We start from the raw sequence: 25,523 nt of genomic DNA on the forward strand, positions 1-25,523 counted from the left end.
CTCTAGCACAGCGCAGGGTCATTATCTGCGCTGTCTGTTCATATTTTTGTCAAAACTCTATAAAAATGAGCTTTTGCACACGCTTTAAATACCACTTACTTGTCAAAGTAAAAAAACTCGTTAATTTCGTTAAATTGGAACCCGTTAATTCTATTCTCTGTACTTGTTTTCGCCCCTTTTAGCAGTACATCAAAGGAAAGTAGTACCCAATTTATGTTTAGATTCTATCGTAAGCAGAAGTTTAAGCGCCTTCAAAATACCCTAATGCTGGCATTTCTTGTCCTCAGTATTACCCCTGTGACACTTATCGCGATATTTTTCCTCCAATCGCACAGTCAGGATCTCCAGGAACAAAGCACCTCACACCTTGTTTCGGTTCGTGATACTAAGCAGCAGCAAATTGTCGATTACCTACAAGCTCAAGAATCCCAAGTGATGGGCTTTGTTCGCTCAGAATTGGCCAATGCCAGTGGCGGGCGATTTTATGGTTTGATCAATGCATTTCAACGATTGGGGTTAGATATTGACGAGGCACGCAGTAATGCACAGCAGCGCTATATTCAAGGCTCTGGCGATCAAATCAAAACGTCGATCCTCCCTGAATCCAGCAGCTTTATTGGCAGCGAGCGTTATCGCCTGCTCCACAAGCGCTACCATAATGCTTACCTAGAACTGCTTAAACGCTCTGATTTTGACGATATTCTCTTAGTTGATATCAACGGTAACGTCGCTTATTCCGTCTTTAAAAATGACGATTACGGCACCAATCTGCTGACAGGAAAATACAAGGACTCCAACCTAGGTATTACCTTTCAACGACTAGCCAAAGACGTAACCGACCGACGCAAATCTAACGAAGATTACACGCCGGTTATCGTTTCTGACTTTAAAGACGAGAATGGCAAACAGACCGCATGGCTAGGCGCACCTATCGTTCAACAAGGCTACCTACACAGTTACGCGATGTTTAGGCTACCAATCAACGGCATTACTAAGTTGATTGCGGATCTCAACAAGAGTTCGAATATTCAAACGCTGCTTGTAGGTGATGATCACCTGCCGCGTAGCCTTGCTCATTCACAAGAATCTATCAACTTGAGCCTAGATGTTGTCGATAAAGCATTGGCTGGCGAAACAGCGGTTGGCACCTTCGACAACACCCTAGATCAAGCGATCATCGCGGCATATACGCCAATTGAGCTGAAATACGCAACATGGGCTCTTGTCGTAGAGCTGCCAGAGAAAGAGGCGTTTGCCCGTATTCATCAGTTAGAAAAGATCTTCGTGATCGTGATGCTAACGGCGATCATTCTGGTAGTCGTTGCATCGCACTATCTGTCTAACTTCATCACATCCCCACTGCTTAAACTGACGTGGGCTGCCGAAAAAGTATCGGCGGGTGATCTCGATGAAACCATGATCAATACCGAGCGCAAAGATGAGATAGGCCGACTCGCGGTGAGCTTCGAAAGAATGCAGCGATCTATTCGTGAAAAAATGCAGCTCATCAAAAGCCAAAACGATGAGCTTGAGGACAACCTTAAGACCATTCAAAAGCAAAACGAAGAGTTACAACTGGCAAATAAACTCAAAGATGAGTTCTTAGCGACTACTTCACATGAATTGAGAACACCACTGCATGGCATGGTGGGTATCGCTGAAGCGTTGATATCTGGAGCTAACGGCCCTATTCCTGCTAATCAGAAATATCAGTTGGATATCATCATCAATAGCGGTCAGAGATTGGCGACCTTGGTTGATGATCTGCTTGATTATCACAAGATGCGCTATGGCAGCTTAGATATTAAGAAATCAGCCGTTGATTTGTCGGCAGCCACCAGCTTGGTCCTAGAGTTGTCTCATCACCTATTGGGCAATAAGCCAATCCGTATTATTAACCAAGTCCCAAGTGATTTAGGTCTGGTTTCATCGGATCCTCAACGACTTGAGCAAGTGATGTATAACTTGGTCGGCAATGCCATCAAGTACACCTCAGAAGGTAAAATTGTTATCTCTGCCAGCGTTATCGATGACAACATTCGTGTGCAAGTTGTCGATACTGGCCAAGGTATACCGGCCGAGTACCTTGAGCACATCTTTGAGCCATTGATTCAAGCAGGCCAAGATGCGAGTAACTACCGCCAAGGTGCAGGGCTTGGACTATCGATCAGCCGTCAGTTGATCGAGCTAATGGGCGGTTCACTGTACGTAAGTAGCCAACCAATGCTTGGCACTACGTTTAGCTTTACCCTGCCCCTAGCGACTCAAGGTGAGCTGGACAGTTACAACGAATCCGGTCATTACTCGCACTTCCAAGCGCCTGATTTAATTGATAACAGCCAACAAGAAAACAGTGTTGTCAGTGAAAACCCAGATGGCCCGTTATTGGTTATCGCCGATGATGAGCCGGTTAACCTGCGAGTATTAGACAGCTTCTTGAAGTTAGAAGGTTATCGAGTACGTACTGCATGTGATGGCCCTGAAACCATTGAACTGATTGAAAAAGAGAAGCCAGAGCTGCTTCTACTCGACATCATGATGCCAGGAATGAGCGGCTATCAGGTTTGTGAAGCACTGAGAAAGCAATACGATCATGCTCAGTTGCCAATCATCATGCTAACGGCACTCAACCAAGCAGAAGACCGTGTTCGAGGTTTCGAAGCGGGTGCCAATGACTACTTGTCTAAACCGTTCAACAAACAAGAACTGGCGGCTCGAATTACAGCACATCTATCAGCAAGCAAAGCTGAACAGAGACGCCTTGAAAACGATCAACTGCAACTCGAACTCAAACATAGAGCGATGGTTGAAGCTAACTTGTTAGAAACTCAAGGCCGCTTATTAGAGCAGCTAGAATCGGCACCTGAAGCCATCATCTGTATTCGCGATGACCAACGCATTCGTTTTGCTAACGAAGCCGCGGCGAAGCTATTCAGACGCGGACAGGAGCAACTCAAACGCTCAATGGCTGACGAGATCATTGCACCTAAATACCTTAAGGTAGAACAAGCCCACTACTGCGGTGATATTGATATCTATATAGACGATACACGTCAGCGCATACCAAGTGACATCCTTAAGCTGCCTGAAGGCTCAGGGCTCGACACCATGTATATCTTTAATGTAGGTGGTGGTGTTAACTCAAACCGAATCAATAACCTTGAAACGGCGGTTGAGGCTCTCTCTAGTTATGCCTTTGAAGGCGACAAAGATAAGTTACAGCAGCTGAAAGAGCTTGGCGGAGAATTTACTCGTCTTGCTGACAAGGCAACCGGTGAAGGTAAAAACAAGCAAGAGTTAATGCGTGAGGTACTGGTCGATGCGATGACGAATGCCATCATCTACTGGGAATCGGTGACTGGTGAAACCAAGTTTGCTTTCGCCGAGAAGAGTGGCTTGTGGCGCGTCTACTTAGACCGCAGTACGCTGCAAACTCGAACGCTAGACAAATACCTACGCGTAGAAACCCTACCGAAAACGCCTCGCTGGCGAACGGTACTGAGCTCAATCGAATTCATTCTGGAACACTGCAAAGAACAGACGCCAGAAAGAACCCATATTGAGATGCTGAGGGATAAACTTCAGAAACTACTGACCAGTTAAACCCTGAACCAACATCACGATACTTTGAATAATGGAGCCCACCTAGCGTGGGCTTTTTTGTACGCCTTATAATCACAAAAAGTAGAATCCCATCGCTTGCAACGCACTTTTTTTACGCCCTTAAACAAGGAAGAATTCACGCCAATCACGTACAGTGTGAGCTCGTAACCGTCAGTACTTTTCGTTCTATTCTCAATCATATCTGACCGTTATCTGACTCTTTGTTGCAGTTTGAGAAGCGAGTCACAACAGAACGGCAGATTTAATTTTCTAGGGAAATTTAACGTAAAACTGGCAAGTGACCGAGATCTACAATTATACCAACTTAGGGTAAAGCATTATAATAAAAAGCCTTTAAAGTTAGTGACCACTTACAACCTGCAAGAACCTCAAAACCAAATGCGAGTCACATCACTTTAACAATTACGTACAAAAAACCACCAAAGCAACCTATTTTGACGTTAATGACGTGGAGTTGTGTGTTTTTAACGTTTTTGACGGGAAACGAGTTTGATTAATTCATCGATAAGGTGTTTTCTTACTCCTGCCAAAGGCCTACAGGCCACTCTTACCACTTCTCAGAATCAACGATGAATCTGGAGCAACGAAGAAGAGGTAGGCCTTTAACCAGAGTGTGTATCTACTAAACAATTTAGCGACAGATAACATTCAATCCATTAGTGAAATGAAAGCAAATAGTAAGGAACAGCTATGCTTGCCAATATAAAAAAAACAGCAATAGCAACAGCAATTATTGCAACTGCTACAACAGGTTTTGCATCAGTAGCAACCGCTGCAGAACGCAGTGAACTGACCGTTCACCCGAAAGAGTACACTACATTCGTACGTAACTTTAACCCGTACCTTGGTGCTACTAACCTACATACTACAACTGACTTCATGTACGAGCCGCTAGTAGTATTTAACGAAATGCACGGTAACACTCCAGTGTTCCGTCTAGCTGAAAACTTCAAGATGTCAGATGATCTGATGAGCGTAGTTTTCGACATTCGTAAGGGTGTTAAATGGTCTGACGGAGAAGCTTTCTCTGCTGATGATGTTGTTTTTTCTTTCAACCTTGTAAAAGAGAAGCCAGAGCTTGACCAATCTGGTATCAACTCTTGGGTAACTTCTGTAGAAAAACTGAACGACAACCAAGTTAAGTTCAGCCTAACAGAAGCAAACTCGAACGTACCTTATGAGATTGCCAAAGTACCTGTAGTACCTAAGCACATCTGGAAAGACGTTAAAGATCCATCAACGTTTACCAATGAAAACCCAGTTGGTTCTGGTCCATTTACAGAAATCGATACGTTTACAGCGCAACTATACATCCAGTGTGTAAACCCGAACTACTGGGATGCAGACAACCTAGATGTTGACTGTCTACGTGTTCCACAAATTGCGAACAACGACCAATTCCTAGGTAAAGTTGTAAACAGTGAAATGGACTGGACGTCTTCTTTCGTTCCAGATATCGATCGTACATACGCAGCAGCTAGCCCTAAACACCACTACTGGTACCCGCCAGCAGGTACACAGGCATTCATCGTTAACTTCAAGCACCCTGATGCTGCGAAGCATGAAGCATTGAGCAACGTTGACTTCCGTCGTGCTTTCTCTATGGCTCTTGACCGTCAAACTATCATCGACATCGCATTCTACGGTGGCGGTACTGTGAACGATTTCGCATCGGGTCTTGGCTACGCGTTTGAAGCTTGGTCTGATGAAAAAACTCACGACAAGTACAAAGGCTTCAACACTTACAACGCTGAAGGCGCGAAGAAGCTTCTTGCTGACGCTGGCTTCAAAGATGTGAACAAAGATGGTTTTGTTGACACTCCATCAGGCAAATCTTTCGAACTAATGATTCAATCGCCAAACGGCTGGACTGACTTCAACAACACAGTTCAACTAGCGGTAGAACAACTGAACGAAATCGGTATTAAAGCGAAAGCTCGTACACCTGATTTCTCTGTTTACAACCAAGCAATGCTTGAAGGTACATACGACGTAGCATACACAAACTACTTCCACGGTGCGGATCCATACACGTACTGGAACAGTGCTTACAACTCATCACTACAATCTGGTGATGGTATGCCTCGTTTCGCAATGCACTTCTACAAAAACGACAAGCTAGATGGTCTTCTAAACAGCTTCTACAAAACAGCTGATAAGAACGAACAGCTAGATATTGCACACGGTATCCAGCAAATCATCGCTGCAGACCAAGTGACAATCCCTGTGATGTCTGGTGCTTACATGTACCAATACAACACAACTCGCTTCACTGGTTGGTGGAACGAAGAAAATCCAAAAGGCCGTCCAAACATTTGGGCTGGTATTCCAGAGCGTCTACTTCATGTACTGGACCTAAAACCAGTTAAATAAGTAATCGTTCAATCCTTGCGGCGTAACCTCTTACGCCGCTTATAAAAATCCCCACACTCTCAATTGAAAGTATGGCGCTAGTCGTCAGGGGATTTTTCGTTCCAAATTTCGCTAGGAGCGACCTGAATCCAGAAACAGGGAAACAATCTGGGTGAGTAAGGTGTGAGTTATGGGTTATTTTTTAAGACGTTTGTCATTTTATTTTGTCGCGCTATTAGTTGCTGCGACGTTAAACTTTATTATTCCAAGAGCAATGCCTGGTGACCCAGTTACCATGATGTTTGCGAACGCTTCTGTACAAGTTACTCCAGAGCGTATTGCTGCAATGAAAGAACTATTAGGCTTCGTTGATGGTGGCTACTTAGTTCAATACGTGGCGTACATGAAGAACATTCTTAGCTGGGAACTTGGTACATCAATTCAATTCTACCCACTTTCTGTAAACACACTGTTGGGTGGAGCATTCGGTTGGTCGCTTTTCTTAGCCGGCACCGCAGTTATTCTTTCTTTCTCGATTGGTTCAATCCTAGGTATTTTCGCAGCGTGGAAACGCGGCAGTAAGTACGATGCCTTCGTAACGCCAGGGATGCTGATTCTACAAGCCGTTCCTCAAGTTGTTATCGCGATGATTGCACTATTTACCTTTGCAATTGGCTTGAAGTGGTTCCCAACAGGGTATGCCTACACCGCTGGTACTATACCTGATTGGACAAGCTGGGCATTCATTAAAGATGTCGCTTACCACGCCTTCTTACCACTGTTCTGTGCTTCTGTTGTTCAAATTGGTGGCTTCCTAGTAAACATGCGTAACAACATGATCAACCTATTAGCCGAAGACTACATCACCATGGCGAAAGGCAAAGGCCTGAGCGAAAACCGAGTGGTATTCAACTACGCAGCTCGTAACGCGATGCTACCTAGTGTGACAGCCCTGTCAATGTCGCTAGGTATGGCAATCGGCGGTCAATTAATTATCGAAATCATCTTTAACTACCCAGGTCTTGGCAGCGTACTTTTCAACGCAATTAACGCTCGTGACTACCAAGTACTGCAAGGTCAGCTGCTTATCATGACGCTATTCATGCTGTTCTTTAACCTAGTTGCAGACATGCTTTACGTTGTTCTTGACCCTCGTCTTCGTAAGGGTGGTAAATAATCATGAAAGACTTTTTAAAACTCATTTGGCGTAACCCGATGGCCCTAACAGGCGTCATCATCCTAAGTATTTTTATTCTTGGCGCGATTGCAGCTCCATTAATCACCAAACATGTACCAGACAAGCGTACAGGTAACCCACACGAATATCCTGGTTTCGTGGTGAAGTCTGCACAAACTAACCCTGATGGCTGGGTTGCTCAAAATCTAGCAGACGACCGTCGTACATTGATCATGTCTAAAAAGGCAGACCACGTACTAGGTACAACTCGTATGGGTCGTGACGTTTGGTCTCAAGTGGTATACGGCGCACGCGTATCTCTTGCTGTAGGTTTTGGTGCGGGTCTAACCGTATGTTTACTCGCAACTGTTATTGGTGTTTCTGCAGGTTACTTCGGTGGCCGTGTCGATGACGTTCTAACAGCCGCAATGAACATCATGCTGGTAATCCCTCAATACCCATTACTGTTCGTAGTAGCAGCCTTTATCGGTGAGGCAGGGCCACTCACCATAACCTTGGTTATCGGCTTTATGTCTTGGGCTTGGGGTGCCCGTGTTGTTCGCTCCCAAACCTTAGCACTGCGTGAAAAAGAGTTTGTAAAAGCCGCTGAAGTTTTGGGTGAATCTTCATTCCGCATCATCTTCGTAGAGATTCTGCCAAACCTTATCTCTATCGTTGGCGCAAGCTTCATCGGTTCGGTGATGTACGCAATCATGATGGAAGCAACCATCTCGTTCCTAGGTCTTGGTGACCCGAACACAATCAGCTGGGGCATCATGCTTTACAACGTTCAAACCTCTTCATCAATGCTGATTGGCGCTTGGTGGGAACTGCTGGCTCCTTGTATCGCACTGACACTACTTGTAACTGGCCTTGCTCTACTTAACTTCGCGGTCGATGAAATTGCTAACCCGCAACTGCGTTCTCACAAAGGCATGAAGCGTTGGAAGAAACTAGCAGCTCAAGACAAAGAAGAACGTGAACCAGAACTACCACCACAAAATGCACTTTGGAGCGGAGATAAATAATCATGTCTGAACCACTAATTTCTATCCGCAACTTATGCGTGGATTACATCACAGAGTCTGGCGATGTTCGTGCGTGTAACAACGTAAGTTTCGACATCGCTCCAGGTGAAGTCTTCGGCCTAGCTGGTGAATCTGGCTGTGGTAAATCAACGGTCGCTTTCTCTCTTATGCGTCTTCATAAGCCGCCCGCTTACATCAGTGGTGGTGAGGTTATCTTCAACGGTGAGAACATCCTTGAATACAGTGATGGCCGTATGCAGTCGTTCCGTTGGAGTGAGATGTCGATGGTATTCCAGAGCGCGATGAACGCACTCAACCCAGTACTACCGATGGAAGAGCAGTTCTGTGACGTAATCATGCGTCACACCAACATGACTCGCGAGCAAGCTAAGCAGCGTGCTGAAGGTCTACTTGAAATCGTCGATATTCACCCGAGCCGATTGAGTGACTATCCTCACCAATTCTCTGGCGGCATGCGTCAGCGCTTGGTTATTGCTATCGCGTTAGCACTGAATCCAAAGCTGATCATTATGGATGAGCCGACAACCGCACTTGATGTGGTTGTGCAACGCGAAATCCTACAAAAGATCTATGCACTAAAAGAAGAATTTGGCTTCTCAATTCTGTTCATCACCCATGACTTGTCATTGATGGTCGAGTTCTCTGACCGCATCGGCATCATGTACTCAGGTGAGCTAATCGAAGTGGCTAACTCTCAAGATATTCTAGAAAACCCTTACCACCCTTACACCAAAGGGCTGGGAAGTTCTTTCCCTCCACTGACAGGGCCAAAGACAAAGTTAGCAGGTATTCCGGGTAACCCTCTGAACCTGTTAGAGATCCCTGAAGGGTGTCGTTTCCAAGCTCGTTGTGACCGTGTACATGAAAAGTGTACCAAGGTGCCAACCAAGCTGCGTTCTATCGACCCGGGACATTTGTCTAACTGCCACCTGTACGGTGACCCAATAGTACAAAGGAAGCTATAGCTTGCGTGAATAACGAACAAGGCGGCTCGACCGCCTAAAAACAAGCAAAGCGAATAAGGATTCTGGAGACAATTATGAGCAAAGATTTCGGTCAATTATTGGTAGAAGGCAAGAATGTCGTAAAAGACTTCCCAATAAGCAGTACCACCATTCAAACCCCAATGATGCGTGCGATTAACGACGTGTCATTCAAGATGTACAAAAGCCGTGGCCTAGCAGTGGTTGGTGAGTCTGGTTCAGGCAAATCAACAACCGCAAAAATGATCGCAAAAATGTACGCACCTTCAGGCGGCACGATCGAATACAAAGGTCGTGATATCCAAGAGATCTCAAGCAGAAAAGATCTTATGCACTACCGTGAAGGCGTGCAGATGGTATGGCAAGACCCGTTTGGTTCATTGAACCCAACACACAATATCTTCCACCACATTGCTCGACCACTGTTGATCCACAAGAAGGTAACCCCGGGCAATAAGAGAGAACTAGAAGAACGTGTTTACGATCTTTTAGAGCAAGTGGGCCTGATCCCACCAAAAGAGACGGCGAAGAAGTACCCTCACCAACTGTCTGGCGGCCAACGTCAACGTGTCAACCTAGCCCGCAACATCGCGGTAGGTGCCGAAGTTGTACTAGCCGATGAGCCAACTTCAATGCTTGATGTATCGATTCGTGCCGGTGTTTTGAACCTGATGGAAGAGATGAAGTTCGAGAAGCAAATGTCTCTGCTTTACATCACTCACGATATCGCAACCGCTCGTTACATCGCTGAAGACCTTTCGGTGATGTACGTGGGACACATGGTGGAATGGGGCGATACCGATGACGTGATTGCTAACCCTCAGCACCCATACACCCAATTGCTTGTTTCGGCCGTTCCAGATCCTAAGAAGTCGATCCACGAGCAACTTGCAGGCAACAAAGGTGAGATTCCTCTGTGGACACCAGTATCAGCAGGCTGCCCATTTGCAGGCCGATGTACTCACGCAATGGATAAGTGCAAAGAGCAGCTACCAGGGGTTACGCAGCTCGCTGATAACCACTTTGTGCGCTGTTACCTACACGAAAGCTAAGCAATAAAACCCAAGTTAGGGTCTTCGGACCCTAACTATTTATATCCAAAACATTCAAGTACCTAGCCAATAGAAACTAGGACTGTCGGAGAATATTGATGCTGTTATTGACCAACCATATTGGCTATGAGTCCACAGGCCCGAAGCAAGCTATCCTACAAACTAAGAAAGCTCGCCTATCAAGCACTACGGCTCTACTCGTCTGTGCTGACAACCATATGACTGTCGGAAATTTTGATGTGGTTAAACAAGGCCGCGTAGCAAATTGGCATCAAGGGCAATTCTTCACTATTGATTTCAGTTCAGTCACTGAATCTGGTCGCTACTACCTACGTTTTGACAACCTGCGTTCAGAAGTATTTGAGATTGGTAGCAACCTATTAATGAACCACACGTTTTCTGATGTGCTTCATTACTTTAAGTCACAACGCTGTGGCGGTATTTTCGACAAAAAAGATCAACAGGCACAAATTCTAGGCACTGACAGATACGTCGATGTCCATGGCGGTTGGTACGACGCATCAGGTGATGTCAGTAAATATTTTAGCCACCTGTCTTATGGTAACTACCTAAACCCACAACAAATTCCGATGGTCGTTTGGAACATGCTAAAAAGCGTACGCTTGACTAGCCATAACCCAGACTTCCCGAAATTCTCCATGACTCGTCTAACGGAAGAGGCTCTGTTCGGTGCCGACTTCTTAGTGCGTATGCAAGACGCTGACGGATACTTCTATATGACGGTATTCGACAAATGGAGCAAAGATATCAACCAACGCGATATCTGCGCTTATGCGACTCAAGAAGGTCATAAATCAACGGACTTACAAGCGGGCTACCGACAAGGTGCAGGTGTTGCTATCGCAGCATTAGCCGCAGCTTCTGAGCTTGAAATCTCTGGCAGCTACTCGAGCCACACATACCTTGAAATGGCGGTTAAGGGTTACTGGCATCTAAAAGAGTACAACCTCCAGTATCTAAACGATGGTGAAGAGAACATCATCGATGAGTATTGCGCCCTACTCGCAGCCAATGAGCTGTATCGCGTAACACAAGACCAGCAATACCTATCAGAAGCAAGAACTTGGGCGACTCGTTTAATCTCTCGTCAGCAATCCGATGATTCATTTGAGCACTTCTGGTCGGCAAACTCTGATGGCTCTCGTCCATACTTTCACGCAGCTGAAGCCGGTCTTCCTGTGATTGCACTATGTGAATACATCGACAATGAAACCGATGCTGAATTAAAAGAACAGGCGCGCACAGTTGTTGAACAAGCTTGTCAGTTCGAAATCAACATCACCGACAAAGTCACCAACCCATTTGGCTATCCAAGACAATACGTTAAATCTGTCGATGGTGATAAACGTGATGCCTTCTTCGTCGCTCAACAGAACGAAACTGGTTACTGGTGGCAAGGCGAGAACGCACGCCTTGGCTCACTCGCAACCATGGCTTACCTAGTTCAACCGCACATTAAAGATAGCGAACTTCAAGAGCGCTTAATCCAGCTTTCACAAAATAGCCTTGATTGGATCTTGGGCCTCAACCCATACCACATATGCATGCTCGATGGTCATGGCCATAACAACCCAGACTACCTACCTCAGCTTGGGTTCTTCAATGCGAAAGGCGGTATCTGTAATGGCATCACAGCTGGTTTTGAAGATGAACAAGACATTGCGTTCAATCCACCAGCACAAAAAGATGACATGCTTCAAAACTGGCGCTGGGGTGAGCAATGGATCCCTCATGGTGCGTGGTTCTTATTAGCAACCGCTGCACAGTTCAACTTCTTAGCTCAGCGTAAGGAGCAATAATAATGACTCTTTACTACGTCGGTATTGATGGTGGTGGTACTTCTTGTCGTGCTCGTATTCGTGACGCTCAAGGCAAACTGATTGGTGAAGCGAAAAGTGGCAGTGGCAACATCCTTTTGGGTGTTGATGTTGCGATGAGCTCAATTATTGATGCCATCACAAAAGCGGCACAACAAGGGCAACTCAACTCAGACCATTTTTCAAATATGCATGTTGGCCTAGCGCTGGCTGGCGCTGAGCAAAAATCAGCATGGTTCGACTTCATGGCTCAACCACACCCTTTCGCAAGCATGACACTAAATACCGACGCTTATGGCGCTTGCATTGGTGCTCACAATGGCCAAGACGGCGCAATCATGATCGGTGGTACGGGTTCTTGCGGTATCTTCCTAAAAGACGGTGAGCAATATGTGGTTGGCGGTCGTGAATTTCCGATTTCAGATCAAGGCGGCGGCGCAGTCATGGGCTTACGTTTGATTCAACAAGTCTTGCTTGCAGAAGACGGTATTCGCAACAAAACCCCGCTGACTCTACATGTGATGAATCACTTTAATAATGATGTGGATGCCATTGTCGAATGGTCAAAAGGTGCTATTCCAAAGGATTACGGTCAATTCTCACCAGTTATTTTTCAACTCGCTAACGAAGGTGACGAACTGGCTATCGATATGCTCAAGCAAACCGCGGCTGATATCGAAATGTTTGTCTTAGCACTGCATCGAAAAGGCGCTGACAAGGTGTGCTTAATGGGAAGTATCGCTGAGCGTATTCTCAACTGGCTATCACCACCAGTACAACAATGGATCGTTAAACCTCAATTCGACGCTATTGAAGGCGCATTGATGTTTGCCGGAAAACCACAACACAACTTGTATCAACAGGCTTAGCAGGGAAGTTATATGAATTATCGCATCGACTTAGCTGTTCTTTCTGAACAAAAAAATAACTGCCGATTTGGCCTTACGGTACATAACTTAAGTGACCTCGACGTAAAAGATTGGTCTCTGCACTTTGCATTTGATCGTTTCATCCTTCCAGAGAGTTTATCGCAAGGAGAGCTGACTCAAGTTGGCAGCTTTTGCTCATTCACACCAAGTTCGTCAGTGTTAAAGGCCAACAACCATTACTACCTTGAATTCAGTATTCAAAGCGCACCATTCCGCTTCTATTCTGATGGCCTTAACGATGCCTTTATCCAGTCACATAATGATGGAGAAACATCGGTACTGCCTGTCGCGATATCACCCATAGTACTGGCTTCGCCATACCGTGAACGCAATCAAATACCTGAAGTTAACGCTGCTGAGATTGCATTGATTCCTCAGCCTAATCAGATCGAATTTCAGCAAGGTAGTTTCGCGCTAAGTAACTTCGCGCTAAATAACGACTGCAGAATTGAGGTTCAATCTCATCTTGCTGATAAGGCAGTCTCTTGGTTCCAGCAAGAGTTGCTCTCGACCTTTGAGCTGTCTCTTTCGACCGCGCTTTCAGCTGAACTTTCAAAAGACGAAAGCGGCAACATTCTATTTCGCAGCAACCCGACGTTAGATGAAGCCGAATACAAACTGACCATCACTGCACAACAGATTATTGCTGAATCAGGCAGCCAGTCGGGCTTTACACACGCTGTGGCAAGCTTGATTCAACTAGTTCAACAACTGGACGCAGAGAACTTCTCTCTACCATGTTGCAAGATAGCCGACCAACCGCGCTTTAAGTACCGCGGCATGATGTTGGACTGCGCTCGTCACTTCCACTCAGTAGAGCAAGTGAAGCGTTTAATCAATCAACTGGCGCACTACAAGTTCAACGTATTTCATTGGCACCTAACTGACGATGAAGGTTGGAGAATTGAGATAAAGAGCCTGCCACAGCTAACAGAAATTGGCGCTTGGCGTGGCCCTGATCATGCACTAGAGCCGCAATATACCCACATTGCGGAAAACTACGGCGGCTTCTACACGCAACAACAAATTCGTGAAGTCATTGAATACGCAGAGCAACGCAGCATCACGGTGATCCCAGAGATCGATATTCCGGGACACTGCCGTGCCGCAATCAAATCACTGCCTGACATGCTGGTAGAGCAAGCGGATACCACTCAATACAAGAGCATTCAGCACTACAACGACAATGTACTAAACCCAGGTTTGCCCGGTACTTACCAATTTCTAGATGCAGTTATTGAAGAAGTCGCAGAGCTATTCCCGAGCGAATTGATTCACATGGGTGCAGACGAAGTGCCACCCGGTGTGTGGACCAACAGCCCTGCTGCTCAAGCATTGATGAAAGAACACCAGTACCAAGACAGCAAAGACCTACAAGGCCACCTATTCCGCTATGCCGAAAACAAGCTTAAGCAACTCGGCAAACGCATGGTCGGCTGGGAAGAAGCACAGCACGGCGACAAAGTGAGTAAAGAGACCATCATCTACTCATGGCTCAGTGAAGAAGCGGCTGTCAATTGCGCTCGCCAAGGCTTTGATGTGGTGTTGCAACCTGCACAGTTTACCTATCTCGACATGACCCAAGATTATGCACCGGAAGAACCGGGCGTAGATTGGGCTGCCGTTATCCCATTAGAACAAGCTTATACCTACGAAGCACTTGCTGAGGTATCCGACACCGACCCAATTCGTAAGCGGATCCGCGGAATTCAGTGTGCTCTATGGTGTGAGATCGTCACCAACCAAAAGCGTATGGATTACATGGTATTCCCAAGAATTAGCGCTTTAGCTGAAGGATGTTGGACACATAAAAACAACCGAAACTGGCTAGATTACCTATCTCGCCTAAAGGGGCATCTGCCATTACTCGACAAACTCAATGTTGATTATCGCAACCCTTGGAAAGCTCAATAAAACAAACCAAAGCGACACTCATATCGAGTGGTTGCTGACTCAAATTAAGGTGCTCAGTTAGATACGACTCAGCATCACTATTTAAAAATTAGCTGCATAGATGCAGTTTGTTAAAAAGGAAATGACAATGAAATACGGCTATTTCGATAACGACAATCGCGAATACGTCATCACTCGCCCTGATGTACCAGCACCTTGGACAAACTACCTAGGTACTGAAAAGTTTTGTACCGTGATTTCGCACAATGCGGGCGGTTACTCGTTCTACAATTCTCCGGAATACAACCGTGTTACTAAGTTCCGTCCAAACGGCACCTTTGACCGTCCTGGACACTATGTGTACCTGCGTGATGATGAGACAGGTGATTACTGGTCTATCTCTTGGCAACCAGTGGCAAAGAGCCTAGATGAAGCGAACTACGAAGTTCGTCACGGCCTGTCATACTCAAAATTCAAATGTGAATACAGCGGCATTACCGCAACCAAGACGCTATTCGTACCTAAGGGTGAAGATGCAGAAGTTTGGGACGTTGTATTAAAGAACAACACTGACAAGCCACGTACTATCAGCACTTTCTCGTTTGTTGAGTTCTCTTTCAGCCATATTCAATCAGACAATCAAAACCATCAGATGTCTTTGTACTCTGCGGGCACGTCTTACCAAGAAGGTGTTCTGGAATACGACCTGTACTACAACACTAACGACTTTGAAGGCTTCTACTACCTAGCTTCAACTTTCTCACCAGACAGCTACGATGGCCAACGTGACAACTTCCTTGGTATGTACCGTGATGAAGCAAATCCAATTGCGGTTGAAAACGGTAAGTGTTCTAACAGCGCTCAAACTTGTTACAACCATTGTGGTTCTCTGCACAAGCAATTTACGATTCAACCCGGTGAAGAAGTTCGCTTTGCGTATGTACTCGGTATCGGTAAAGGCAACGGTGAACGCCTACGTGAGAAGTACCAAGACACAGCAAACGTAGACGCCGCTTTCCAAGGCATCAAAGATCACTGGGACGAGCGTTGCAACAAATTCCAAGTTAAGTCGCCAAACGAAGGCTTAGACACAATGATCAACACGTGGACGCTATACCAAGCGGAAACCTGTGTGGTTTGGTCACGCTTTGCATCATTCATCGAAGTTGGCGGTCGTACTGGTCTTGGTTACCGTGATACGGCTCAAGATGCTATTTCAGTACCCCATGCCAACCCACAAATGACCAAGAAACGTATTATCGACCTGCTTCGCGGCCAAGTGAAAGCGGGCTACGGTCTACACTTGTTCGATCCTGACTGGTTCGATCCAGAGAAAGCCGACGTTGAGCCATCAAAATCACCAACAGTTGTTCCAACACCGTCAGATGACGACAAGATCCACGGCATTGAAGACACATGTTCTGATGATCACCTATGGATCGTTCCAACCATCATCAAGTACGTGATGGAAACCGGTGAGCACGACTTCTTCGATGAAGTGATTCCATACGCAGACGGTGGCGAGGCGACAGTTTATGAACACATGAAAGCGGCACTGAACTTCTCTGCTGAATACGTGGGTCAAACGGGTATCTGTAAAGGCCTTCGTGCTGACTGGAATGACTGTTTGAACCTAGGTGGTGGTGAATCTTCAATGGTTTCATTCCTACACTTCTGGGCGCTACAAGAATTCCTAGATCTTGCTAAGTTCCGCAATAACGATGCTGACGTTGCGAAATACACTGAAATGGCTGCTAACGTTCGCGAGGCGTGTGAAACGCACCTTTGGGATGACGAAGGCGGCTGGTACATCCGTGGTCTGACTAAAAATGGCGACAAGATCGGTACCGCTCAACAAGCTGAAGGTCGTGTGCACCTTGAGTCAAACACGCTCGCGGTTTTATCTGGTGCTGTTTCTCAAGAACGTGGCGAGAAAGCGATGGACGCTGTTGATGAGAACCTTTTCTCTGAATACGGCCTACACCTAAACTCTCCTTCATTCGCAACACCAAACGATGATATCGGCTTCGTAACTCGCGTTTACCAAGGTGTAAAAGAGAACGGTGCAATCTTCTCTCACCCTAACCCATGGGCTTGGGTAGCAGAAGCGAAACTAGGTCGTGGTGACCGTGCTATGAAATTCTACGACGCACTGAACCCGTACAACCAAAACGACATGATTGAAACACGTTACGCAGAACCATACTCGTACGTGCAGTTCATCATGGGTAAAGACCACCAAGACCACGGCCGTGCAAACCACCCATGGTTAACAGGCACCTCTGGTTGGGCTTACTTTGCGGTAACCAACTTCATTCTAGGTGTTCGTACTGGCTTCGAAGGATTAACGGTTGATCCTTGTATCCCAACGGATTGGCCAGAGTTCGAGGTTACTCGTCAATGGCGTGGCGCGACTTACAACATCACAGTGCAAAACCCGAATGCAGTAAGCAAAGGCGTTGCCTCTATCACTATCAATGGTGAATCAGTTGAAGGCGCAATCCCAGTACAAGCAGAAGGCAGCGTGAACGATGTTGTCGTTGTTCTAGGCTAGTCACGCAATTTAACGAACAGCTCTTGTCTCAAGTCTTTACAGGCTTGAGACAATGAGACTAAAAGGATTTTCTAATGATTAAATTTGGTACAGGTGGCTGGCGCGCTTTCATTGGTGAGGAGTTCACTAGAGAAAACGTCCGTTTGGTAGCGCAAGCACTCGCTAACATCATCAACAACGAAGATGCAGCCAAGAATGGGTTTGTGATCGGCTATGACCGTCGTTTCCTTTCCGATAAAGCCGCATGTTGGTTTGCAGAAGTACTTGCGGCGAACAACATCAAAGTAAGCTTCATCGATAAGTTCGTTCCAACTCCTATCGTGATGTTCCAAGCGAAAGAGATGGGATGCACCTACTCGGCATGTATTACCGCTTCTCACAACCCCGCTGATTACAATGGTATTAAGGTGTTCATTGAAGGCGGCCGCGATGCCGATGAGATCATCACAGAGAAGATCGAACAGCAAATCGCAACACTGACCAACGAAGATGTTATCCGAGTCGATTTCGAACAAGCATTAAACGACAAAGAAATCGAGATCATCAACCCGATGAACGACTTTGTTGATTCAATCATCAACTTCATCGATATCGATTCGATCAAGAAAGCTAACCTACGTGTACTGATTGACCCAATGTTTGGCGTTGCAAAAAATGCTCTGCAAACCGTGCTGATTAACGGTCGCTGTGATGTCGACGTCATCAACGATGGCAAAAACCCAGATTTTGGTGGCTTAATGCCGTCGCCAAATGCTGCAACGCTGTATCGCTTGAAGCACTTAGTTGCAGCAGAAGGCTATGACATTGGTATTGGTACTGATGGCGATGCTGACCGTTTGGGAATCATCGATGAGAAAGGTCACTTCATTCACCCTAACGAAGTGCTACTCCTACTTTACTACTACTTGCTGGAATACAAAGGCTGGAAGGGCTCTGTCGTTCGTAACATCGCAACCACACACCTACTGGATAAAGTGGCGGCAGATCATGGTGAGAAGAGCTTTGAGGTTCCTGTAGGCTTTAAGCATATCAGCTCACAAATGGAGGCCGATGACTCTCTGATTGGTGGCGAAAGTTCAGGTGGTTTAACCATTCGTGGTCACATCAAAGGTAAGGATGGCGTATTTGCTTCAAGCTTACTGGTTGAGATGATCAGTGTGACAGGCAAGAAGTTGTCTGAATTACTTGATGAGATTTACTCTAAATATGGCTATGCCTACACCGCAGAAGGCGATTGTAAGTTTAAACCTTCAGAGAAAGAAGCGCTTTACACTAAGATCTACGTCGAGAAGCAACTGCCTGAATTTGAATACGAAATTGAAAAAGTAAGCTATGAAGATGGTGCCAAGGTGTACTTCAAGAATGGCGGCTGGGTGATTGCTCGCTTCTCAGGAACAGAGCCGTTACTACGAATCTTCGCAGAAATGGAAGATAAAGACACTGCAGAACGTGTTCTTCAAAAAGTGAAAGACTTCCTCTCTCTATAGGCTTATAGAGCGCAGCAGTCTTGTATGGGACTTAACAAATCACTGCCTTGTTAACCCCTATAGATGAAGAGCTTTTGCCCAGTACTTTACATTAAAGTGCTGGGCTTTTTTATGGTTCATCGAGAATTAGCGGTACTATGAATTGTACCTAATTAGAAAGCCAATACGCCTTTGGTATCCACTTTTACGTTGACCGGCATACCAACTTCAAGCGCTTCTGACGAGGTTGCCAATAGCTTTTGACCGTGAGCTTCAATAACATAACGACAGTGATCGCCCATAAATTGCTGCTCTAGTACTGAAATAGCACTGTCTTGTTCGTAACTAGCTTGGATATGCTGTGGTCTTAAAAGAAGCTCACACGCACTGCCAAATTCAATCTCCGTTTGTGGTTTAGCTTCAACCACACCCAAGCTGGTTTCAAACTCCAGCTCTGAAATACGCTGTGCATTGAGGTAACTGCCGCCGCCCAAAAAGTCTGCAACAAACTTACTCGAAGGGTGGAAGTAAAGCTCCGACGCCGAACCATACTGTTCAATCACACCATGGTTCATTACTGCCATCTTATCTGCAAACGCGAACGCCTCTTCACGACTGTGAGTCACAAAAATAGCTGTCACACCCTGCTTTTTAAAGATCTTACGAATCTGAGAGATCAACTCATGGCGAACCTGAGTATCGATGTTTGAGAAAGGTTCATCCAATAACAATAAATCTGGCTTGTATGCTAAAGAACGAGCAATCGCTACGCGCTGCTGTTGACCACCAGAAAGTTGATGTGGGTATCGGTCACCGAATTCATCTAAATGAACCAACTCCAGCATCTCTTGAACTTTGTCTTTCTTTTGCTGCTCAGAAAGGTCTTTCAAGCCAAAGCCGACATTCTGGTTTACCGTCAGGTGCGGAAACAGGGCGTAATCTTGGAAAATCATACCAATGTTACGCTGCTCTGGTGGCAACCAATTCTCGCCATCATCAATGGTTTGACAGTTCAAACTCATCACACCGCTACTCAATGGAAGTAAGCCCGCAATCGCCTTCAGTAAGGTCGTTTTACCGCAGCCACTCGCACCAAGAAGACAAACAATTTCACCATGCTCAACTTCTAACGAGAGCGCTTCCAAAATGGTTTGCGACTCATACTTACAAGTCAGATCTTTAATTGATAATGCACAACTCATTAGTTTTTCTGCTCCAAGGAACGGTTTACGATGATTAGAGGAATTAAACCCACCAACACCAATAATACAGCAGGCATCGCCGCCAATTCTAGGTGCTCATCTGAGGCATAGTTATAAACATAAGTCGCCAATGTTTCGAAGTTGAAAGGACGCAGCAGCAAGGCCGCATTCAACTCTTTCATTGATTCGATAAACACCAGTAAGCCAGCGATCAATGCGCCACGTTTAATCAAAGGTAAATGAACACGGCGTAACATCTGATTGGTATTGCAACCCATGGTTTTTGAGGCCATATCCAATGAAGGGGATACTTTACTCAAGCTGCTTTCAATACTGCCAATTGCCACTGCAGAGAAACGTACGACCATGGCAAAAATTAGCGCGAACATGGAGCCAGAGAAGATCAAACCAGGTCGCCCCCACTCCATCACTTTCGCAATGTCATTGACCAAGTGATCCATGAACAAAACAGGTACCATCACCCCAATCGCTAACACGGTGCCTGGAACGGCATAGCCCATCGAAGCGAGACGCATATAAGCCTGATTTTTCTTACTCGGACTAACGCGTTGATTAAAGTTAACAATCATCGCGATAATCACGCCAATAATCGCAGCAGCTACCGAAACGTAAAGGCTGTTGATGGCATATTCTCTGAATTCAGGGGTCCAGCTTTGAGCAAAATATTTGTAGGCGTAAATAATGAGCTGGCCAAGAGGGAATAAGAACGCAACGCAAACTAGTCCCCAGCACCAGAATAGTGCCAGCCATTTTTTCCAACCAGAGAGGTTGTAACGAAAATCTTCGCGGCTGCTGAACTGGTTCTGGAATAGCTTCTGCTTACGGCGACTGTATCGCTCTGAGCTCAATAATAGGATCACGATAACCAGCATGATTGCCGATATTTTCGCAGCTGCCGTTAAGCTTGAGTAGCCTAGCCAAGTATCATAAACCGCAGTCGTTAAAGTATTTACCGCAAAGTAACTCACGGTACCAAAGTCACCGATGGTCTCCATAGCAACAAGCGATAAACCGACCGCCATTGATGGACGAACAAGTGGTAAGGAGATACGACGGAAGCTTTCCCAAGGCGAGCATTTTAGCAAACGAGCAGATTGTAATAAGGAGACGTTTTGCTCCATAAATGCCGCGCGGCACAGCAAATAAACATAAGGATAGAGAACGAGAGACAGAACAATAATAGCGCCGGATAAGGTTCTAATATCTGGGAACCAATACTCACCGGGTCCCCACCCAGTAAGATCTCGCAGTAGAACCTGAACAGGGCCGGCAAAGTCGAACCAATCGGTAAAGATATAGCCAACAATATAGCCTGGCATTGCTAATGGCAGGACGAGTGCCCACTGCAAAACACGCTCTCCCGGAACACGGCACATTGCCATAACCCAAGCCGACGGAATACCAAAAACTAAAGACAGGAACATGGTTCCTATGACTAAAACCACCGTATTGTAGGCATAGGTAGGCATCACTGTGGACATCAGATGAGAAAATAGCTCATCTGTTTCTCCAACAGCCGTCGTAAAAATCGCTAAGATCGGTAAAACCAGTAATACAGCAATAATGCCGCTACTGGTGTTCCATAAATAATTCTTTTCTTTCATCGCCTAACTACAACGAGGCTTAATGAAACACAAATGCATTTGCAAATACATCTCATATCCTTTTAATGGTGGGGTTATTTATACCCATATACTCTAATGACTTCAAGGTGAGATGCTAATAACTCAAGGGATCAACGGGGTGCTTTGTATCAAAAAGTGATTTTCCAATAACAAACAACCCCAAGTAACCAAAATGGCGACTTGAGGTTGTCATTTTACTTAGGCCGGAGCCTACCGTAATAAATTATAGATCGAACTTAACTTCGTCTAATAGCTTGATTGCAGCCGCGTGGTGGTTTGCAATTTCATCTAGAGAAATAGTATCCGCTTTGAACTCGCCCCATGAAGCAACAAGCTCAGAAGGTTTAACGTCTGCTTTCACTGGGTATTCGTAGTTCACTTCTGCGTACATGCTTTGTGCTGTGTTACCAGACAGGAATTCCATCAGCTTAACGGCATTCTCTTCATTTGGAGAGTATTTAGCCATTGCCATACCAGAGATGTTTACGTGAGTACCTGTAGTCTCTTGGTTAGGGAAGTTAATGTAAACAGAGTCAGCCCAAGCTTTTTGCTCTTTATCATTAACCATCTTACCTAGGTAGTAGCTGTTACCAAGAGCAACATCACATAGACCTTCTTTAATCGCTTTAACTTGCGCGCGGTCGTTACCTTGAGGCTTACGTGCTAGGTTTGCTTTTACGCCTTCTAGCCATTCTTTCGTTTCAGCTTCACCTTTGTGAGCAATCATCGAAGATACTAGAGAAACATTGTATGGGTGCTTACCACTACGAGTACAGATTTTGCCTTTAAATTCAGGCTTAGTTAGATCTTCGTAAGTGAACTCTTCACCTAGACGACCAACACGGTCACGTGAAGAATAAACGCTACGTGTACGAGTTGTTAGAGCGAACCACTCGTTATCTGTATCTTGGTATTGAGCTGGGATGTTCTTTTCAAGTACATCGCTTTCTACAGATTGAACCAGACCTTGTTTAGTTAGCTCAGATAGACGGCTGATATCTACAGTTAAGACAACGTCAGCTGGGCTGTATTCACCCTCTTGAGCTAACTTCTCTGCTAAACCTTTTTTAGCAAACTTAACGTTTACTTTAATACCAGTCTCTTTTGTGAACTCTTTGAACATTGGCTCAACAAGGAAAGGTTGACGGTAAGAGTATACGTTTACTTCTTCCGCAGCCATTGCTGTCGGGGCAATTACACCACACGCTAGAGCTGAAAGTGTTAGCAGTTTCTTCATTGTAAAATCCTTTATATCGAAATGATAATGTCTATCAGTTGCGTTATTATATTCATCATTAACATAATTACAATGACGACCAACAAAAAATCCGTCTACTCAGACCATTCAAACTCTCACTTTTGTAACAAACCATTTCAACTTTGTGTCTTGTCGTTCCCCTTAAACAATGAGCCTAACTTCAACGTTCGTGTTTATATATTGTGCAACCGTAAATACAACAAAGCCCCGCAACAAGAGTTGCGGGGCTTTCTTTGTCCAACCTAACCCATTCAGATTAGGCGACGACTGTTGATTATTTTACTGATACAAACTCAGGGTAAGCGCCGACACCACAATCGTGCATGTCCATACCTTCAAGTTCTTCATCTTCCGTTACTCGGATACCGATTGTTGCTTTAAGCACCGCCCATACTGCTAGGCTAGCACCGAATACCCATGCAAAGATGACTGCTGCACCCATTAGCTGAGCACCAAACGTTGCATCAGCGTTGCTTAGTGGCACAGCCATTAGACCGAAGAAACCACATACACCGTGTACAGAGATAGCACCTACTGGATCATCAATCTTAGCTTTGTCTAGAGCGATGATGCTGAATACAACCAATGCACCAGATACCGAACCAATCGCTACAGCAAATAGAGGTGATGGTGATAGAGGGTCTGCAGTGATTGCTACTAGGCCAGCTAACGCGCCGTTAAGAATCATTGTTAGGTCTGCTTTACCCCAAGTTGTTTTACATACTAGTAGTGCTGCAATTGCGCCTGCTGCTGCTGCTGCGTTGGTGTTAAGGAAGATTTGACCTACTGCTGTTGCGTTCTCAAAATCCGAAACCATCAGTTGAGAACCGCCGTTGAAACCGAACCAACCGAACCAAAGGATAAATGTACCTAGCGTTGCAAGTGGCATGTTTGAACCAGGAATCGGGTAGATTTCACCGTTCTTACCGTATTTACCTTTACGAGCACCGAGTAGTAGAACACCAGCTAACGCTGCTGCTGCACCAGCCATGTGTACGATACCTGAACCTGCGAAGTCACTGAAACCCGCTTCTGATAGGAAACCACCGCCCCAAGTCCAATAACCTTCAACAGGGTAAATGAACGCTGTTAGTACTACAGAGAAGATTAGGAATGACCAAAGCTTCATACGCTCAGCAACCGCACCAGATACTACAGACATTGCTGTTGCAACGAATACTACCTGGAAGAAGAAGTCTGATTCTAGAGAGTGATCTGCGCCTTCACCTTGTGTACCAATTAGAGTACCAAATGATGGCAACCAACCGCCTTCACCGTTGTCGACATACATGATGTTGTAACCAACCACTAAGAAAGCTGTACAAGCAATTGCGTACAAACAGATGTTCTTAGTTAAAATTTCTGTGGTGTTCTTTGAACGAACTAGGCCAGCTTCTAACATCGCGAAGCCTGCTGCCATCCACATTACCAACGCACCTGAAATGAGGAAGAAAAAAGTGTCTAGTGCGTAACGTAGTTCCGTTACTGTTGTTGTAAGTTCCATATTAAAGTCTCCAGTCCTTGTAATTCTTTAAAGTGCTTCAGCATCCATTTCACCAGTACGAATTCGTACGGCTTGGCTTAGGTCATACACAAAAATTTTGCCGTCGCCGATTTTTCCGGTGTGTGCCGCTTGGCTAATCGCTTCAACAACTCGGTCAACATTCTCAGCTTGGGTAGCAATCTCTAGCTTCACCTTTGGTAGGAAATCCACTTGGTACTCTGCACCACGATACAATTCAGTGTGTCCCTTCTGACGACCAAAGCCTTTCACTTCAGAAACAGTCATACCTTCAATACCCACATCAGAGAGCGCTTCGCGTACATCGTCTAATTTGAATGGCTTAACAATGGCATTTATTAATTTCATATTCGTTCCTTAAATTCTTACTTAATCCGTTAATTCTCTTATTACAATCCAAGTAGCGTGCCAAAAAGTTAAGTGCTTGATTTTAAATAAGATGAAGATAATAAGGTCGTAATAACGAAAAAGGCCGCACCAACATGGTGCAGCCTTTTCACTATCTTAATGCGCGATGCTCTTATTGCTCCAGTTTTGGGCAACGGAGCCTTCAAAGCTCTGAATGACTAACAAATAGGTCTTAGGACTAGTAACCTAAAAAATCCATCCAGCGTTCGATGAGCAGTTCGAAATCGTCGATTCCACAGCTTGCTTGGCTTTCACAGTTATAGAAGTCGAACTCACTGCCCTCTTCCATCTCTTGCTCATGCGCTAACACGTTTTCTTGAATCGTTACTTCGTCTTCATTAATCGCAAGGCTAATCTCTTTGCCAAGCAACGTCACTTCATTGCTCAAGTCCTGTCGAGATTGCTCAATCAACGCCATCACATGATCTAATTTTTGCTTATCTTTACCGATCTCTTCTTGAAGCCAACGGCCAACAATCTCATGGCCCATGCTGCATTTCACATAGTATTCACCCATTAGAGTGTTTCTAGTAAATTCAAACTCCATAACTCAACCTATACTGCATTAAT

At 45.4% G+C, this 25,523-nt stretch carries 17 protein-coding genes; 11 read left to right on the forward strand and 6 right to left on the reverse strand.

Going from position 1 to position 25,523, the window contains the following annotated elements; genetic code table 11:
- Positions 1 to 213: 213 nt before the first annotated feature.
- From AB4329_RS01420 to AB4329_RS01470, 11 genes are all read left to right on the forward strand, one after another.
- Entirely contained in the window at positions 214 to 3,603 is a 3,390-nt protein-coding gene (locus AB4329_RS01420; RefSeq protein WP_372137584.1) for a response regulator, read from the forward strand.
- 711 nt (positions 3,604 to 4,314) lie between these two features.
- Complete coding sequence (locus AB4329_RS01425) at positions 4,315 to 5,997, forward strand: ABC transporter substrate-binding protein (protein WP_372137585.1); 1,683 nt, start codon at positions 4,315 to 4,317, stop codon at positions 5,995 to 5,997.
- Between the two features lie 169 nt (positions 5,998 to 6,166).
- Positions 6,167 to 7,153, forward strand: coding sequence for an ABC transporter permease (locus AB4329_RS01430; RefSeq protein ID WP_017059409.1), 987 nt, complete (start codon positions 6,167 to 6,169; stop codon positions 7,151 to 7,153).
- Between the two features lie 2 nt (positions 7,154 to 7,155).
- A complete protein-coding gene (locus tag AB4329_RS01435) occupies positions 7,156 to 8,181 on the forward strand; it encodes an ABC transporter permease (protein ID WP_017056648.1) in 1,026 nt (341 codons plus the stop codon).
- A 2-nt stretch (positions 8,182 to 8,183) separates the two neighbouring features.
- Positions 8,184 to 9,167 carry an ABC transporter ATP-binding protein gene (locus AB4329_RS01440; protein WP_372137586.1) on the forward strand — a complete coding sequence of 328 codons (984 nt, stop codon included), beginning with the start codon at positions 8,184 to 8,186 and terminating at the stop codon, positions 9,165 to 9,167.
- Between the two features lie 74 nt (positions 9,168 to 9,241).
- Positions 9,242 to 10,237, forward strand: coding sequence for an ABC transporter ATP-binding protein (locus AB4329_RS01445; protein ID WP_017063264.1), 996 nt, complete (start codon positions 9,242 to 9,244; stop codon positions 10,235 to 10,237).
- Between the two features lie 98 nt (positions 10,238 to 10,335).
- Positions 10,336 to 12,057, forward strand: a complete 1,722-nt coding sequence (locus AB4329_RS01450; RefSeq protein WP_372137587.1) for a glycoside hydrolase family 9 protein — start codon at positions 10,336 to 10,338, stop codon at positions 12,055 to 12,057.
- A gap of 2 nt (positions 12,058 to 12,059) precedes the next feature.
- Positions 12,060 to 12,944: an N-acetylglucosamine kinase gene (locus AB4329_RS01455; protein ID WP_017066804.1), complete on the forward strand. Its 885-nt coding sequence runs from the start codon at positions 12,060 to 12,062 to the stop codon at positions 12,942 to 12,944.
- A 12-nt stretch (positions 12,945 to 12,956) separates the two neighbouring features.
- Positions 12,957 to 14,918: a beta-N-acetylhexosaminidase gene (locus AB4329_RS01460; protein ID WP_372137588.1), complete on the forward strand. Its 1,962-nt coding sequence runs from the start codon at positions 12,957 to 12,959 to the stop codon at positions 14,916 to 14,918.
- A gap of 127 nt (positions 14,919 to 15,045) precedes the next feature.
- Positions 15,046 to 17,451, forward strand: coding sequence for a GH36-type glycosyl hydrolase domain-containing protein (locus tag AB4329_RS01465; protein ID WP_017066806.1), 2,406 nt, complete (start codon positions 15,046 to 15,048; stop codon positions 17,449 to 17,451).
- Positions 17,452 to 17,525: 74 nt separating this feature from the next.
- On the forward strand, positions 17,526 to 18,938 hold the full coding sequence (locus AB4329_RS01470; RefSeq protein ID WP_050620018.1) for a phosphoglucomutase/phosphomannomutase family protein: 1,413 nt from the start codon (positions 17,526 to 17,528) through the stop codon (positions 18,936 to 18,938).
- A gap of 152 nt (positions 18,939 to 19,090) precedes the next feature.
- Here the strand turns inward: AB4329_RS01470 and AB4329_RS01475 are convergent, their stop codons facing one another.
- The 6 genes from AB4329_RS01475 to AB4329_RS01500 form a co-directional block, all read right to left on the reverse strand.
- A complete protein-coding gene (locus tag AB4329_RS01475) occupies positions 19,091 to 20,119 on the reverse strand; it encodes an ABC transporter ATP-binding protein (protein ID WP_372137589.1) in 1,029 nt (342 codons plus the stop codon).
- On the reverse strand, positions 20,119 to 21,744 hold the full coding sequence (locus AB4329_RS01480; RefSeq protein ID WP_017066808.1) for an iron ABC transporter permease: 1,626 nt from the start codon (positions 21,742 to 21,744) through the stop codon (positions 20,119 to 20,121). Before AB4329_RS01480 ends, AB4329_RS01475 begins: the two co-directional genes overlap by 1 nt.
- Positions 21,745 to 21,988: 244 nt before the next feature.
- Positions 21,989 to 23,002 (reverse strand): Fe(3+) ABC transporter substrate-binding protein, encoded by a 1,014-nt coding sequence (locus tag AB4329_RS01485; protein WP_016790767.1) that lies wholly within the window; start codon positions 23,000 to 23,002, stop codon positions 21,989 to 21,991.
- A gap of 295 nt (positions 23,003 to 23,297) precedes the next feature.
- Positions 23,298 to 24,527, reverse strand: coding sequence for an ammonium transporter (locus tag AB4329_RS01490; RefSeq protein ID WP_017059420.1), 1,230 nt, complete (start codon positions 24,525 to 24,527; stop codon positions 23,298 to 23,300).
- Between the two features lie 27 nt (positions 24,528 to 24,554).
- The gene (gene glnK, locus AB4329_RS01495) at positions 24,555 to 24,893 is read right to left on the reverse strand and encodes a P-II family nitrogen regulator (protein ID WP_004738200.1); all 339 of its coding nucleotides are present in this window, start codon (positions 24,891 to 24,893) and stop codon (positions 24,555 to 24,557) included.
- A gap of 238 nt (positions 24,894 to 25,131) precedes the next feature.
- The gene (locus AB4329_RS01500) at positions 25,132 to 25,500 is read right to left on the reverse strand and encodes a YacL family protein (RefSeq protein ID WP_019824378.1); all 369 of its coding nucleotides are present in this window, start codon (positions 25,498 to 25,500) and stop codon (positions 25,132 to 25,134) included.
- Between the last annotated feature and the right edge of the window lie 23 nt (positions 25,501 to 25,523).

It is taken from the genome of Vibrio sp. 10N.261.54.A5 (assembly GCF_041471145.1).
Classification (GTDB): Bacteria; Pseudomonadota; Gammaproteobacteria; order Enterobacterales; family Vibrionaceae; genus Vibrio; species Vibrio crassostreae_C.